General features: G+C 65.4%; 17 protein-coding genes. 7 read left to right on the top strand and 10 right to left on the bottom strand.

The features are described 5' to 3' along the window. Positions 1-27: 27 nt before the first annotated feature. Positions 28-954, bottom strand: coding sequence for a cysteine synthase family protein (locus tag OJJ21_RS12175; RefSeq protein WP_297686576.1), 927 nt, complete (start codon positions 952-954; stop codon positions 28-30). Between the two features lie 42 nt (positions 955-996). On the opposite strand from OJJ21_RS12175, the gene OJJ21_RS12170 reads away from it, so the two are divergent. Further along, positions 997-1,305: a hypothetical protein gene (locus OJJ21_RS12170; protein ID WP_297686574.1), complete on the top strand. Its 309-nt coding sequence runs from the start codon at positions 997-999 to the stop codon at positions 1,303-1,305. A 21-nt stretch (positions 1,306-1,326) separates the two neighbouring features. On the opposite strand, the gene OJJ21_RS12165 is transcribed toward OJJ21_RS12170, so the two are convergent. The 3 genes from OJJ21_RS12165 to OJJ21_RS12155 all read right to left on the bottom strand — a co-directional run bounded on the left by OJJ21_RS12165 (position 1,327) and on the right by OJJ21_RS12155 (position 4,325). Then, on the bottom strand, positions 1,327-1,716 hold the full coding sequence (locus OJJ21_RS12165; RefSeq protein WP_297686572.1) for an MAPEG family protein: 390 nt from the start codon (positions 1,714-1,716) through the stop codon (positions 1,327-1,329). A gap of 24 nt (positions 1,717-1,740) precedes the next feature. After that, a complete protein-coding gene (locus tag OJJ21_RS12160; protein ID WP_297686570.1) occupies positions 1,741-2,349 on the bottom strand; it encodes a TetR/AcrR family transcriptional regulator in 609 nt (202 codons plus the stop codon). A gap of 86 nt (positions 2,350-2,435) precedes the next feature. Beyond that, complete coding sequence (locus OJJ21_RS12155) at positions 2,436-4,325, bottom strand: methyl-accepting chemotaxis protein (protein WP_297686568.1); 1,890 nt, start codon at positions 4,323-4,325, stop codon at positions 2,436-2,438. Positions 4,326-4,546: 221 nt separating this feature from the next. Here OJJ21_RS12155 and OJJ21_RS12150 point away from each other — a divergent pair, with 221 nt between their 5' ends. After that, positions 4,547-6,355, top strand: a complete 1,809-nt coding sequence (locus OJJ21_RS12150; RefSeq protein WP_297686566.1) for an ATP-binding cassette domain-containing protein — start codon at positions 4,547-4,549, stop codon at positions 6,353-6,355. Here the strand turns inward: OJJ21_RS12150 and OJJ21_RS12145 are convergent. The 5 genes from OJJ21_RS12145 to OJJ21_RS12125 all read right to left on the bottom strand — a co-directional run bounded on the left by OJJ21_RS12145 (position 6,352) and on the right by OJJ21_RS12125 (position 10,189). Next, positions 6,352-6,762 (bottom strand): hypothetical protein, encoded by a 411-nt coding sequence (locus OJJ21_RS12145; RefSeq protein ID WP_297686564.1) that lies wholly within the window; start codon positions 6,760-6,762, stop codon positions 6,352-6,354. The two genes, OJJ21_RS12150 and OJJ21_RS12145, sit on opposite strands and share 4 nt — an antisense overlap. Further along, a complete protein-coding gene (locus tag OJJ21_RS12140) occupies positions 6,762-7,355 on the bottom strand; it encodes a PAS domain-containing protein (RefSeq protein WP_297686562.1) in 594 nt (197 codons plus the stop codon). Before OJJ21_RS12140 ends, OJJ21_RS12145 begins: the two co-directional genes overlap by 1 nt. Positions 7,356-7,471: 116 nt before the next feature. Continuing rightward, positions 7,472-8,479, bottom strand: coding sequence for an ABC transporter substrate-binding protein (locus tag OJJ21_RS12135; protein WP_297686559.1), 1,008 nt, complete (start codon positions 8,477-8,479; stop codon positions 7,472-7,474). A 24-nt stretch (positions 8,480-8,503) separates the two neighbouring features. Next, positions 8,504-9,295 (bottom strand): ABC transporter permease, encoded by a 792-nt coding sequence (locus OJJ21_RS12130; RefSeq protein ID WP_297686557.1) that lies wholly within the window; start codon positions 9,293-9,295, stop codon positions 8,504-8,506. A gap of 6 nt (positions 9,296-9,301) precedes the next feature. After that, positions 9,302-10,189: an ABC transporter ATP-binding protein gene (locus OJJ21_RS12125; RefSeq protein ID WP_297686555.1), complete on the bottom strand. Its 888-nt coding sequence runs from the start codon at positions 10,187-10,189 to the stop codon at positions 9,302-9,304. A gap of 396 nt (positions 10,190-10,585) precedes the next feature. Between OJJ21_RS12125 and OJJ21_RS12120 the strand changes: the two genes are divergently transcribed. Beyond that, on the top strand, positions 10,586-10,945 hold the full coding sequence (locus tag OJJ21_RS12120; protein ID WP_297686554.1) for a metalloregulator ArsR/SmtB family transcription factor: 360 nt from the start codon (positions 10,586-10,588) through the stop codon (positions 10,943-10,945). Positions 10,946-11,236: 291 nt separating this feature from the next. Here OJJ21_RS12120 and OJJ21_RS12115 read toward each other — a convergent pair whose 3' ends face one another. Beyond that, entirely contained in the window at positions 11,237-11,527 is a 291-nt protein-coding gene (locus tag OJJ21_RS12115; RefSeq protein ID WP_297686552.1) for a hypothetical protein, read from the bottom strand. 429 nt (positions 11,528-11,956) lie between these two features. Here OJJ21_RS12115 and OJJ21_RS12110 point away from each other — a divergent pair, with 429 nt between their 5' ends. The 4 genes from OJJ21_RS12110 to OJJ21_RS12095 all read left to right on the top strand — a co-directional run bounded on the left by OJJ21_RS12110 (position 11,957) and on the right by OJJ21_RS12095 (position 14,374). Beyond that, positions 11,957-12,586 carry a DUF938 domain-containing protein gene (locus OJJ21_RS12110; protein WP_297686550.1) on the top strand — a complete coding sequence of 210 codons (630 nt, stop codon included), beginning with the start codon at positions 11,957-11,959 and terminating at the stop codon, positions 12,584-12,586. 1 nt (position 12,587) lies between these two features. Beyond that, a complete protein-coding gene (locus OJJ21_RS12105; protein WP_297686548.1) occupies positions 12,588-13,688 on the top strand; it encodes a metal-dependent hydrolase in 1,101 nt (366 codons plus the stop codon). Between the two features lie 224 nt (positions 13,689-13,912). Continuing rightward, entirely contained in the window at positions 13,913-14,131 is a 219-nt protein-coding gene (locus OJJ21_RS12100) for a hypothetical protein (protein WP_297686546.1), read from the top strand. Between the two features lie 6 nt (positions 14,132-14,137). Further along, the gene (locus tag OJJ21_RS12095; protein ID WP_297686544.1) at positions 14,138-14,374 is read left to right on the top strand and encodes a hypothetical protein; all 237 of its coding nucleotides are present in this window, start codon (positions 14,138-14,140) and stop codon (positions 14,372-14,374) included. Positions 14,375-14,417 lie beyond the last annotated feature (43 nt).

Raw genomic sequence — 14,417 nt, 5'->3', positions numbered from 1 at the left:
GGTCAAGCCCGAGGGTGACGATCAAATTCAAATCTGCCCATACAGCGCCGTGCTGAGGTATTTCATGCCGCTGTCGCAGGCGATGGTCACCACTGTTTTGCCCGGCCCGAGCTGTTCGGCGACCCGCCGCGCCACCAGCAGATTCGCGCCCGTGGAGGTGCCGGCGAAAATACCCTCTTCCTTCGCCAGTTCGCGTGCCATCGCCATCGCATCGGCGCTCGACACTGGCGCGATCTTGCTGGCGAGTTCCGGCTTCCACAGCGGCGGCACGAAGCCCGGCCCGGTGCCTTCGATCTTGTGGCTGCCGCTCGGGCCGCCGGACAGCACGGCGGATTCCGCCGGCTCGATGGCCACGGCCTGCAGGTCCGGATTCAGCGCGCGCAGCCGGCTGGTGATGCCGCGGAAGGAGCCGGCGGTACCGACACTGTGCACGAAGGCGTCTAGGCTGCCCGCGCTCTGCTGCCAGATTTCATCGGCCATGCGTGCATAGCCCGGCAGCACATCGGTATTGTTGAGCTGGTCGGTCCAGTAACTGCCGGGCTTGCTTGCGGCGATGCGTCGCGCGGTTTCGATCATCTCCAGCGTCAGGGCTCTGGTCGTGCCGCCGGTCGGGCTCGGCACCAGCGTGAGCTGCGCGCCCAGCGCCGCCATGTGGTCGCGTTTTTCTTTCGAGAAAGCTTCCGAAGTGACAATGTGCAACGGAATCCGTTTCGCGGCACAGACGAAGGCGAGCGACACCCCGGTGCTGCCGCCGGTATATTCCACCACGCTGCCGCCCGGCTGCAGCCGGCCGTCGCGCTCGGCCGCTTCCACCATGGCCAGCGCCATGCGGTCCTTCATGCTGCCGGTCGGGTTCTCGACTTCGAGCTTCACCAGGATTCTGGCGCTTTTCTGCGATGTCATATGTCGCAGCGGGATCAGCCGGGTGTTGCCGATCAGGTCCAGGATGCTCATCTCTTAACCCCGCTTTCAGGACTCCGGCGTAAGCTCGGCGCCATGCTGAAAACCGCCGCACTCGTATTCGCCTGCGCTGCCGTCTGCTATGCCGGTTCGGCTGCGGCCTTCTGCGTCAGCAACGAAGGCTCGACGCCGATCACCATCCAGGCCGGCGGGCCGCCGATGCCGATCTATGTGAAGCCCGACCTGATGCCGGGCCAGCGCGACTGCTACGTGCCGCGCAAGCCCGAAGGCATCACCGTGGAAATCTACGACAGCACCAACCGCCGTCTGCGCTGCCGCCATTCGGTGCCGGCCAGGGACGCCACCATCACGGTGGGCAAGACCTGCAGGGTGAAGCTGGATTAGCCCCACCCTGGGTCCGCAGCGTCAGGCGACGATGCCGTACAGCACCAGCGCCATGCCAGCCACGCCGCCGAGATAGGCGAGCGTGCGCACCCACGGCACGCCGGCGATATAGACCACGGCATGCAGCACGCGGCTGTAGAAGAACACCTGGCTGCCCAGCGCGGTCCAGGCATCGGCCTTGCCGGCGGCGGCGGCGGCCAGCACCAGGGCCGCGAAGGGCACGATGTTTTCCACCATGTTGAGATGCGCGCGATGGGCGCGGCCGATCCAGCCGGTGCCGGCCGGGAAGTCCTCGCGGTTGCCGGCCACCACATAGAGGCCGCGCGACAGCATGAAGCCGGTCGTATAGGGCAGGGCGAGCAGAACGGTGAGCACCGCGCTGGCAATCAGCATCATCAGGTCTGTGGTCATGGGAGTTTCCTTCTCTGTTGAATGTCAGGCGGCGGGGCGGAATTCGGGGGCAGGCTGCAGCACGGCCACGGCGGTGACCATGATCCCGGTCAATGTCGCGCGGTCGGCGCCGCTTTTTGCCATCACCATAAGGCCATGCGCCATGCCGACCAGATAGCGCGCCAGCGCATCCACACCGGTCGTGGCGGCGATCTCGCCGCGTGCCCGGGCATTGTTCAGGGCATGGCGGAACGCGGTTTCCATATTGGCCATATGGGTGCGCACCCTGGCGGCCACCGCGTCATCATGCGGTGCCAGTTCCAGCGTGGTGTTGGCCATCAGGCAGGCGCGGCGTTTGGGAAACTGCAGCAGGAAGTCGATGATGCCGAGGCCGGTCTCATGCAAAGCCTGCAGTCCCGCCTCGGGCGCCTTGAGCGGCGCCAGCATCGCCGCTTCCAGCATGGCGCAGTAGCTGTCCATCGCGGCCATGAACAGCCGGTGCTTGTCGCCGAAGGTGTCGTAGAGGCTCTGGCGGCTGATCCCCATGGCGGTGACCAGCTGCTCCATCGAGGTGGCGGCATAGCCCTGTTCCCAGAACAGCTCCATGGCGCGCAGCAGCGCGGCATCGGTATCGAAGGCTTTCGGTCTCGCCATGCCGGCAGCATAGCAATTCCGGAATGATCGTTCAATAATAAGAAAGCGCCGGTTTTCCGCCCTGTGTCAGCCAGGTTTCAGACCGCCTAGGCGGTCTGGAAGAACGCCACCAGGCGGGCCAGTTCCTGCGCCTGGCCGGACAGGGACTGCGCCGAGGCGGAGGTCTGTTCGACCAGGGCACCGTTGCGCTGGGTCATCTCGTCCATGTTGCCGACGGCGATATTGACCTCTTCCAGCCCGGTGGCCTGCTCGCGGCTGGCCGCCGCGATCTCGGCGACGATGTCAGACACCTTCTTCACCGCACCGACGATTTCGGTCAGCGACTGGCCGGCCTGGTTCACCAGGGCCGAACCGCTGCGCACCTGCGCGTTGGACTCGGTGATCAGCGACTTGATGTCCTTGCTGGCATTGGCCGAGCGCTGTGCCAGCGCGCGCACCTCCTGCGCCACCACCGCAAAGCCCTTGCCCGCTTCGCCGGCCCTTGCCGCCTCGACCGAGGCGTTCAGTGCCAGCAGGTTGGTCTGGAAGGCGATCTCGTCGATCAGGCCGATGATGTCGGAAATCCGCCGCGCGCTCTGCTCGATCTCGGCCATCGCCGTCACCGCCTGCTGCACGATGCCACCACCCGATGTGGCAGTGTCGCGCGCCACGCCGGCCAGCTGGTTGGCGGCCTGGGCGTTGTCGGCATTCAGCTTCACCGTCGCCGTTACCTCGTGCATCGAAGCGGCGGTCTGTTCCAGGGCCGCGGCCTGCTGTTCGGTACGGCCGGCCAGATCCTGGCTGCCGGTCGAGATTTCCGCGGATGCGTTGCTCTGCATTTCCACGGCGGCGACGATCTTGCGCATCACATCGGTCAGGGTATCGGCCATGGCATTCAGATCGCCCTGCAGGGTGGCGAAGACGCCGTCGTAGCGGCCCTGCATGCGGCTGCGCAGATCGCCGCGCGCCAGCCCGGAGACCGCGGTCTGGATGCTGGAGATGGTGCTGTTCAGCATGTCGAGCAGGCTGTTGATCTGCTCGCCGATCTTGGCGGTGACGCCGGACAGCTCGGCGATCTCGATGCGGCGGTTGAGGTCGCCGCCCGATGCGGCGCTGACCACCTGGCCGATCGAACGGTCGAGCGCGGCCTCCTGCGCGATGCGGGCCTCTTCGTTATGGCGGCGCTCGGTTTCGATCTGCGCCTGCAGGCGATCGCCTTCGATACCGTTTTCCTTCAGCACGCTGACGGCGCGGGCGATGTCGCCGATCTCGTCGCCGCGATCCTGGCCGGCCACGTCCGCTTGCCAGTCGCGTTTGGCCAGCCGGCCGAGAGTCATGGTCAGCGCGGCCAGCGGCTTGCTGATGCCGCGGATCACGATACCGCCCAGACCGCCGAGCAGCAGGGCGACCACCGCGATGATGCTGCCGTTGATGGTCAGCTCGCGCAGGAAGATGGTTTCGATGTCGTCGACATAGATGCCGGTGCCGATAATCCAGCCCCAGGGCGCGAAACCCTTCACATAGGAAATCTTCGGCACCGGTTTTTCCGAGCCGGGTTTGGGCCAGGAATAGCCGACGAAGCCGGCGCCGTTCTGTTTCACCACAGCGACCATCTCGGCGAACAGCGGCTTGCCGGTCGGGTCCTTGATCTCGCCGACATTCTTGCCGACCAGACCCTTGGAGAAGGGGTGCATCAGCACGACCGGGGCCATGTCATTGACCCAGAAATATTCGATGTTGTCGTAGCGCAGCGTTTCCAGATCGGCGAGTGCCAGCCGCTTGGCATCGGCCTCGCCCAGTTCGCCGGCCTGCGCGCGCGCGTGGTAGCGGACCACGATGCCCTGCGCCACTTCGGCGAGGTTGCGGGTTTTCGCCATGCGGTCCTCGGTCAGCGTGCCATGCAGCCCGTACAGGCTCTGAACGCCGATCAGGCCCAGCCCGATGACGGCGATGGCAAGGATCGACCACAGGCGGGTGCCGAGACGGAGGTTTTTCATGGCGGGTATCCTCAACAGGCATGCCCGGATCCCGGGCGCTGGTATTTTGATACCGCCATCTAATTCACCGAAAACTTGGTGTGGAAAGATTACCATTTGGAAATGCGGCATTATTTTCCGGTAACGGAGCTTGGCCGCAGCGGATCGGAAATCAGCCGGCCGCGACAGCTTTCCGGCGCCGGCCGGGATTGCTATCACCGGCGCCTGATTGAAGGATTGTCATGGCGCCGCCGCTTCTTACCCTCACCGATATCCACCTCACCTTCGGCGGCACCCCGCTGCTGGAGGGCGCCGCGCTCAGCGTGACGGCAGGCGACCGGCTCTGCCTGGTCGGCCGCAACGGGTCGGGCAAGTCGACGCTGCTGAAGGTGGCGGCCGGCTCGGTGCAGGCCGACCGGGGCGAGCGCATCGTGCAGAGCGGCGTCACCCTGCGCTACCTGCCGCAGGAACCGGACCTCTCCGGCTTCGATGACACGCTGTCCTATGTGCTGGCGGGCCTTGGCCCCAGCGACGATCCCCATCGTGCGACCACCTTGCTGCATGCGCTCGGCCTGACCGGCACGGAAAACCCGGCACAGCTCTCGGGCGGCGAGGCGCGGCGCGCGGCGCTGGCCCGCGTGATCGCACCCGAACCCGATATCCTGCTGCTGGACGAGCCGACCAACCATCTCGATCTGCCCGCCATCGAATGGCTGGAAAGCGAATTGCAGCGCCTGCGCTCGGCGCTGGTGCTGATCAGCCATGATCGCCGGTTCCTGAGCAATCTCACCCGCGCCACCATCTGGCTCGATCGCGGCGCCACGCGGCGGCTGGAGCAGGGCTTCGCCGCCTTCGAGGACTGGCGCGATGCGCTGCTCGAACAGGAAGAGACCGAGCGCCACAAGCTGGACCGCAAGATCGTTGCCGAGCTCGACTGGGTGCGGCACGGCGTGTCGGGCCGGCGCAAGCGCAACATGGGCCGCATGCGCGCGCTGCAGGACCTGAAAACCGAGCGCCGCGACCAGCGCAAGGTGGCCGGCAATGTCACGCTCAATGTTTCCGAGGCCGAAACCTCGTCGAAGCTGATCGCCGAGGCGAAGGGCATCTCGAAATCCTGGGGCGATCTGGCGGTGCTGAAGGATGTCAGCATCAAGATCCAGCGCGGCGACCGGCTCGGCATCATCGGTCCGAACGGCGCCGGCAAGACCACGCTGCTGAATATCCTCACCGGCAAGCTGGCCCCCGATTCCGGCAGCATTCGCCTGGGCGAGAATATCGCGCTGGTGACGCTGGACCAGAAGCGCGACACGCTCGATCCGGAGATGACGCTGCAGACCGCGCTCGCCGGCGGCAGCGACAAGGTCACCATCAACGGCCAGCCGCGCCATGTGATGAGCTACATGAAGGATTTCCTGTTCACGCCGGAACAGGCGCGCACGCCGCTGAAGGTGCTGTCGGGCGGCGAGCGCGGCCGGCTGATGCTGGCGCGCGCGCTGGCCCGGCCCTCCAACGTGCTGGTGCTCGACGAGCCGACCAACGACCTCGATCTGGAAACCCTCGACCTGCTGCAGGAAATGCTGGCCGATTATCCCGGCACCGTGCTGCTGGTCAGCCATGATCGCGATTTCATCGACCGCGTCTGCACCTCGGTGCTGGCCGCCGAAGGCGAGGGCCGCTGGCAGGTCTATGCCGGCGGCTACAGTGACATGGTGGCGCAGCGCGGCACCGGCGTGCAGGCACGGGCCGCCGCTGCGAAGGCTGCGAAAGCGGAAACCGGCAAGGGCGATGCGGTGCCGCGTGCCGCATCGAAGCGCAAGCTCAGCTTCAAGGATAAGCACGCGCTGGAGACGCTGCCGAAACGCATCGCCGACCTGCAGGCCGAGATCGCAAAACACCAGGCGATGCTGAACGACGCACAGCTGTTCAGCCGCGACCCGGCGAAATACGAGGCCGCCAGCAAGGGCCTGGAAAAAGCCGGCGCTGATCTGGCAGCTGCCGAGGACCAGTGGCTGGAACTGGAAATGCTGCGCGAGGAAATCGAGGCCGGCTAACCGCTCAGACGACCGGTCCATGTGAGGAAGGCGTCGACCTCCGCGTCCGTGTAACCGAGCAGGTGGCCGGCCTCACGATCATCGTCAGCAGCCCACGGGCGCAGCTTGTTGTAAGCGATGAGATTCAATTCACGTAGTGCATCGATGCGCCATTCCTCGCCCGGCAGGGCGTAGTAGATTTCGATGAAAGAATGACCTGACTCCGGATCGTCCCAGTAATATTCGCGCTTGATGATGCGGCCGGCGGCCACATGCGGCGCGAAGTCGTCTTCCGGAATAATGTCGCGGAACTGGATGGCTTCGCCGAACATCGCCGCCGGTTTCGTGCCGGCCAGCATCAGTTCGAGTTCGCGCAGCTCATGCGGGCCGACACCGGGCGGCGGCTGCCGTTCGCTGTCATCGGCCATCACTGCACCGGCCGCGGCTCCTGGCGCTCGGCGGGGACCAACGGCGGCACGCCGTAGCCGATATCGATGAAGCGCATGCCGTCGCCCTCGACATAGGAATCCGGATCAAGCGGTTGTTTACGGCCTGCTGTATCGGCAAGACCGGTGGCGCAGCACAGGATCAGGTTGGGTTCGGCGGCACCATCCTCATAGAGCGGCGCGCCGGTGAACTCGACCGGCAGCACGGCGCCATCGGGGAAGCGCAGCCAGTAATAGATCAGCACGCCGCAGGGCTGGGCGGCCTGGGCGATGGTCAGCGTGGCGCGCCAGCCGCGGTTTTCCTTCGAGGTGAGATCGAGATAGTTCAGCCCGGTCAGGTCGAAGCCCATCTTCTCGGTGATGGTGCGGCCGACGCTTTCCATGCGGATGTCGGTGGCGGAGCGGATATTGAGCAGCAGGCAGCTGTCGGCCAGCGCGCCGAGATCGCCAAGCGACAGGTCGCTGCGCTGCGGCAGCCGGCGCGCGCCGCGCCAGCTCTGCCAGATGGCGAAGAACTGCCGGGCCTGCTGCGACAGCGGCGACGGCAGGGTATGCAGAAAATCCTCCGACCCCATGCGAAAGTATAGACTCCGATCCGCCGCCCGCGCCAGCGCACAGATGCGGAGGTCGGAAAAAGCAGCGGCCGGACGGTTGCCCGCCCGGCCGCGTCTTCCGGGCCGCTACGTCCGGTTTACTTCTTCACCGCCTTCACGAACTTGTCGTTGAAGGTCTTGTTCAGGTCGAGATTGGCCTTGGCCAGGCCCTCGTCGAACTGCGCCAGCATGTTGAAGGCGCTCTTCATGCCGTCCTGGCTGATCAGGCCGGTGCGCGAATAGGTCTCCAGCGAGTTCTTCACCGCAGTGATATAGAGCGGCTTGTCGCCGAGATAATAGGCCTCGGGCACGGTGGCGGCGACGTCTTCCGGCTTGGCCGTGGCGAGCCAGACCAGCGCCTTGTGGAAGGCATTGACCAGGGCCTGCGTGGTCTGCGGGTTCTTCTCGATGAACTCGTTCTTCAGGTAGAGCACGGCGGCCGGGTTGGAGCCGCCGAAGATCGCCCTGGTGCCGGCCTCGGTGCGGCTGTCGGCCAGGATGAACACATTCTTGTCGAGCTCCAGCTTGGAGATCACCGGATCGAGGTTGGAGATCGCGTCGATCTCGCCCTTCTGCATCGCGGCCACCGCGCCGGCGCCGGCGCCGACGCCGATGAAGGCGGAGTCCTTGAAATTGCCGCCGGCCTTGGCGATCAGGTAATTGACGAAGAAGTTGGTCGACGAGCCCGGCGCGGTGACGCCGATCTTCATGCCCTTGAGGTCGGCCGCGGTCTTCACCTTGCCCTGATGCTCTTTCTTCACCGCCAGCACGATGCCGGGGAAGCGGCCGAGCTCGATCACGGCGCGGATATCCTGGCCCTTCTCCTGCATGCGGATGGTATGCTCATAGGCGCCGGTCACCGCATCGACGCTGCCGCCGACCAGCGCCTGCAGCGATTTGGCGCCGCCGCCGAAATCGTTGATGGTGACATCGAGGCCCTCGGCTTTGAAATAGCCCTTCTGCTCGGCGATGGTGAGCGGCAGGTAATACAGCAAAGGCTTGCCGCCGACGCCGAGTTCCAGCTTGGCCTTCTCCGGCGCAGCCTGCGCCGCACCGGCCATCAGTCCGAGCGCCGTCAGCGCGGCGAGTGCAATCCTGATCTTCATGGTGGTTTCCTCTCCTTGTGATGTTCAGGCGGTCTTCGCCGCCGTGTCGGGCCGCCAGACCAGCAGCCGGTTTTCGATGAAGGTGACGCAGGTGTCGATGACGATGACGAACAGCGCCAGGATCAGCATGCCGGAAAACACGCCGGTCACGTCGAACACGCTTTCGGCCTCGTGGATCTTGTAGCCGAGGCCGGCCGCCGAGCCGAGATACTCGCCCACCACCGAGCCGACCAGCGCGAAGCCGACGGAGGTGTGCAGCGAGGAGAACATCCAGGTGAGCGCCGCCGGCCAGTAGACATGGCGCAGCAGCTGCCGCTCGTTCATGCCCAGCATGCGCGCATTGGCCAGCACGGTGGGGCTGACTTCCTTGACGCCCTGGTAGACGTTGAAGAAGACGATGAAGAACACCAGCGTGAAGCCGAGCGCCACTTTCGACCAGATGCCCAGCCCGAACCACAGTGCGAAGATCGGCGCCAGCACGACGCGCGGCAGGGCATTGGCGGCTTTCACATAGGGGTCGAACACGGCGGCCAGCAGCTCGCGGCGCGCGAAGGCAAACCCGACGACGATGCCGCCGGCGGCACCGATCACGAAGGCCAGCACGGTTTCCAGCAGGGTGATGCCGAGATGGCGCCAGATTTCGCCCGAGGCGAAATCCTTCCAGGTGCGCGCCAGCACATCCAGCGGCGTGGAGAAGAAGAACGGCGCAAACAGCGGCTTGCCGTCGAAGACCGGCACGGTGGTGAGCAGGTGCCAGATCAGCAGGAAGGCGAAGCCGACCAGCGCCTGCAGCAGGATCAGGGTTGCGCGGTTCATTGCAGCTTACTCATGATCGGAGGCCTCGCCGCCTTGCGCGTAAGTCTTCTGCACCTCGACGCGCAGGCAGGCCCAGATCGCCTTGTGGATGGCATGGAAGGCGGCGTCGGTGCGGATTTCGGCGATGTCGCGCGGCCGCGGCAGCGTGATGGTGAAATCGCCGACGATGCGCGCCGCCGGCCCGGCCGACATCACCACCACGCGATCCGACAGCGCGATGGCTTCCTCCAGGTCGTGGGTGACGAACAGCACGGCTTTTTTATTCGCCGCCCACAGATCGAGCAGAAGGTTGCCCATGATCTGCCGCGTCTGCGCATCCAGCGGGCCGAAGGGTTCGTCCATGAGCAGGATCTGCGGATCGCGGATCAGCATCTGCGCCAGCGCCACGCGCTTGCGCTGGCCGCCCGACAGCATATGCGGGTAGCGCTGCGCGAAGTTTTTCAGGCCGACGCGGGACAGCCAGTCCTGCGCCAGCTGCAGCGCCTCGCCGCGTTTCACGCCCTGCGGCTCCAGCGCCACGGCGACATTGTCGATCGCGGTCTTCCACGGCATCAGCGCATCGGCCTGGAACAGGTAGCCGGCTTTGGCATTCAGCCCGCTCAGGCTGTCGCCCTGGATGCGCACCGTGCCGGCCGAGGGAGTCAGCAGGCCGGCGGTGACATTCAGCAGGGTGGATTTGCCGCAGCCGGTGGGGCCGACGATGGCGACGAATTCGCCCGGCGCCACCGCCAGGTCGATCGCCTCGACGGCGCGATGGGTTTCGCCGGTCTTGAGCGCAAAGGTGATCGCCAGATCGCGCAGGGCGACGGCGGCCGGGGCCGCCGGCGCGGCAGCCTGCACGGCAAAGGCCGCCGGATGCGGCGGCGGCGATACGGATACTGAGCCTTGGGACAAGGCCGATTTCCTCCAGACAATGCCGCGTCTTGGCGCGCGGCGAAGCCCGCACCCTACAAAGCCGGGCGGGGCAAGGTAAAGCACCGGAGGCGGATCGGTGTCCGGGGCGCGGCTGCGGTTTGCTTCGTTTGGGTTCGTTCGGCTTCGTTTCGCTTCGTTGGCGTTCGTTGCGGTTCGTTTGGGTTCGTTTGAGCCCGTTCGGGTTCGTTTCGCTTCGTTGGCGCCCGTTTGCGTTCGTGGCGTTTCCGGGCGGCGATGAATACAAGAGTAATCAGGCCTTCGTCAGGAACATTATAGCAACATAGAACGGAAAACGCCAGTTTTCCATGGCTGCCCTTGACGCTATGACCTGCGACGTATACATAACTTTCAGGTTATATGTTCGGAGGCTTCGCCATGTCCGCCGCTGCCGCCCAGGCCGCCACGCCGCCCGCTCGCCGCCCCGATCCGCTCAGCACCATCTTTGCCGCGCTGGCCGATCCGACGCGCCGGGCGATCCTGGCGCGGCTCACCGCGGGCGAGGCCTCGGTGGGCGAACTGGCGGCGCCCTTCGCCATGAGCCAGCCGGCGATTTCGAAACATCTGAAAGTGCTGGAACGCGCCGGGCTGATCACCCGCGGGCGCGAAGCGCAGTGGCGCCCCTGCAAGCTGGAGGCCGCGCCGCTGCAGCAGGCCAATGAATGGCTCGAACGCTATGCCGCCTTCTGGTCCGGCAGCCTCGACCGGCTCGCCGCCTTTGTCGAAGAGAAAAAATGACTGCGCCGGCGCCGGTCGAGCTTATCGTGTGCCGACGCATACCGAGAATCATGGCGACCACGAAGCCAACGGTGTGTATGTGCGTGGCCGCGCCGCAGTCTTTATCTCAACCTAACTGAACCACCGCGCAGAAGGCGACCCTCGCGGGCGCGACTATAAAGCACGAGAATTTTCTTATTTCTTCCATTGAATTTCGATATTACAGATCGACCCATTTGGCCATAAAAAACGAATAATTGAATACTATAGTAGGCGACGCTGTTTGCATCTGAGGCACACTGGCCGTTGGTTCTACACCGCCCGTAGCAGCACCTGACCGGCGCCGGCAGAGAGCCGGATCGCGCCGTCGCTCAGCCGCACGCGCTCCATCGCATTGTCGACCGGGCGGTCGTCGATGCTGGTTTCGCCGCGCGCAATCAGGATGCGGGCGGCATCGCGGCTGACCGCCAGGCCGGCCAGCACCAGCAGTTCGGCCAGCGACACGCCTTCGGACAGGTGTGATTTCTGCAGCGAAATCTGCGGCAGCGGATGTTCAGCGGTTCCGGTATTCGGGATTTCGGTATTCGCGATTTCGGGCGTCATGACGGTCTCCTTGAGATGGCCAGGCTTATTGAGCCGAAAGGCCGGAGACCAGGTGTGAACTTGCAAGCCGCCGACCTTGGCGGCTGCAATGGTTCAGACAATAACCAGCGCGCCGCCCGTATGGGAGGGGGTAAACCAATAATACTGGTGGGCGCAGATGGTCATGGCCGTGATTAAAGCCAAGCCGGGCGCCGCCGTCAATCGCCTTGTTCTGCCGCGGGCAATTCTGTGACGGCGGTAACGTGCCTCCCGTCACTCTCAATGCCATGGCCGGGCCCGGTCTTTGACTAAGATTGGCTTTGACTAAGATTGGCCGGCCATCCGCGCTTGCATGACGCTGCCAAAAAGAAAGACGTGGATGCCCGGCTCAAGGCCGGGCATGACACGGGAGTGGTTTCCTTATAGGTGCCGGCGCCATATCGTCTTCAGATGACCGTCACCCCGGAATCCCAGCCCGATCCCCGCCGCCACATGCCGGCAACGCTGCGCAACCGCGAGGCCATTCTGGCCGTACTGCAGGATGGCGTGCTGCCCCGGCATGGCCTGCTGCTGGAGATCGCCAGCGGCAGCGGCGAGCATGCCGCCTTCATGGCGCCGCAGCTGGCGCCGCTGCTCTGGCAGCCGAGCGATTACGAGGCGGATGCGCTGCCCTCCATCGATGCCCATGCGCGCGACAGCGGCGCTGCCAACATCCGCCCGGCGCTACGGCTGGATGTCACGGCGCGGCCCTGGCCGCTGGCGGCCTGCGATGCGCTGCTCTGCTGCAACATGATCCATATCGCGCCGTGGACGGCGGCCGAGGGGCTGTTCGCCGGCGCCGCCGCGATCATGCCTGCTGGCGCACCGCTGATTCTTTACGGTCCGTTCCGCCGCGACGGCGCGCATACCGCGCCGTCGAATGCCGATTTCGATACCGGCCTGCAGCAGCGCGATCCGCGCTGGGGCGTGCGCTGCCTCGATACCGAGGTGACGCCGCTGGCGCAGGCGCAGGGCTTTGCGCGGGACCGCATCGTCGAGATGCCGGCCAACAATCTCACCGTGATCTTCCGGAAGCGCTGACATGGACAGCATCACCCAGCTTCTGTTCGGCGGCGTGCTGGCGGCGGCCGGTTTCCGCCGCAGCCTCGGCCGCCGCGCGGTGATCGCCGGCGGTGCGATTGCCACATTGCCCGATCTCGATGTGCTGGCCGATCTGGTCGGCCAGCCCTCGGTGATCGATATCTGGCTGCATCATCGCGGCGTCACCCATTCCTTTCCGGTCACGCTGGTGGCCGGCGCCGCCATCGGCGTGGCGATCTGGGCCACCGAACGATACTGGGCGCAGGGGCCAAAGCCGCAGGAGATCGAGGACGAATCCGCACGATCCAAAGCCAGGCTCTGGGCCTGGCTCTGGCTCGGCGCGCTCTGTGCCGTCACGCATCCGCTGCTTGATCTGTTCACCAGCTACGGCACGCAGCTGCTGGCGCCGTTCAGCAATGCGCGCTTTGCCGTCAACGCGATGCCGATCATCGATCCGGTCTATTCGCTGCCGCTGCTGGCGGTGTTTCTGTTCGCCCTGCTGACACGCCGCCATGCGGCGGCGGCACAGCGCGCGGCGCAGCTCGCGCTGGTCTATATCGGGCTTTACACGACGATGGCCTGGGGCGTCGGCCGGCATATGGAGGATCGCGCGCGCGAGGAGCTGCGCGACAGCCATCCGGTGGCCGCGGCCGCGGCACGCGTCGATGCCTATCCGGTGATCTTCCAGATTTTCTGGCGCCGCATCGTCGCCGATCTGCCCGATGAAATCCTGATCGGCTTCGCCTCGCCGTTCCGCGCTGCGCCGATCCGCTGGCAGCGCATCCCGCGGCCGGACACGGCGCCCGTGCTGGCGGCCGTCCAGGCGACGCATGAGGCACGCGTGCTGCGCTGGTTCGCCGATGGCCGCCTGCACTGGCGCCTGCTGCCCGATCCGGCGCCGCAGACTGCCGGCGGTTTCATCGTCGAGGCGCGCGACTATCGCTACGGTCTGCCGGGCGACAGCATCCTCGGTTTCTGGGGCCTGCGCTTCCGCACCGATGCGCAGGGCCGCATGCTGGAGGCGCCGGCGCCATTGGCGGAACGGCCGCCGTTCAGCCGCGCCGGCCTGCGCGAGCTGTATGACGGTCTGCTGGGGCGCTGATCCGCGTGGCACGGATGCGCGATGCGGCTGACGTTTCAAATAAACGGCGACGGCATCGCAAATAACCGCAAATATAGTTTTCCATGATTACAGGCGGTTACAAAGTAAAACGCATGATTACCCATGTAATAACCCATTGGTTTTATTTAATTTCTATCTAATTCTCAAATAAAGCCTATGGTCGCGGTCTGGCATATTCCTGCCAATCAGAAAGCGTGATTTCCATGACGCAGTCCCAGACCCAGACGCCGCAGAAAGAGAATACTTTCGCGGCGCTCGACAAGAAGGTTGCCGACGGCATCGCGGCCGACAAGGTCGCAACCCAGCCGCAGCCGGCGATGCAGACGCCTGCCCAGACTCCGGTTCCGGCACCGCAGCAGCAGCAGCAGGCTGAAGCCAAGCCGCAGGCCCAGCAGGGCGATATGCCTGCCACCAAGTCCTGATGCAGGATGCGGGATGCCGTTCCGCTAACGCGCGGCATCCCGCGGCTGCCCGTGTCGTTCCGTCACCGGACCGACGGCGGCATGGCCGGCGAACTGCCGCTGCATATCCTGCTGGCCGATGAGGCCATGGAGGCTGTGCTGCGCAGCGCCGGCCATACCGCAACGACGTTTATGCAGCAATGGCGCGGTTTTGCAGCGCTGCCCCGCGATGCTTCGCCGGTCGTGCTGCCGGCCGCCGCCTGATGCAGCCCTGACTGCACGGCACCGCCATTTCCGTTTCAACCGG

The sequence above is a fragment of the Ferrovibrio sp. genome, from assembly GCF_025869515.1.
In the GTDB taxonomy this organism is placed as follows: Bacteria; Pseudomonadota; Alphaproteobacteria; order Ferrovibrionales; family Ferrovibrionaceae; genus Ferrovibrio.
Note: the sequence above shows the minus strand (reverse complement) of the source record. Positions and strands in the feature narration are given on the sequence as shown.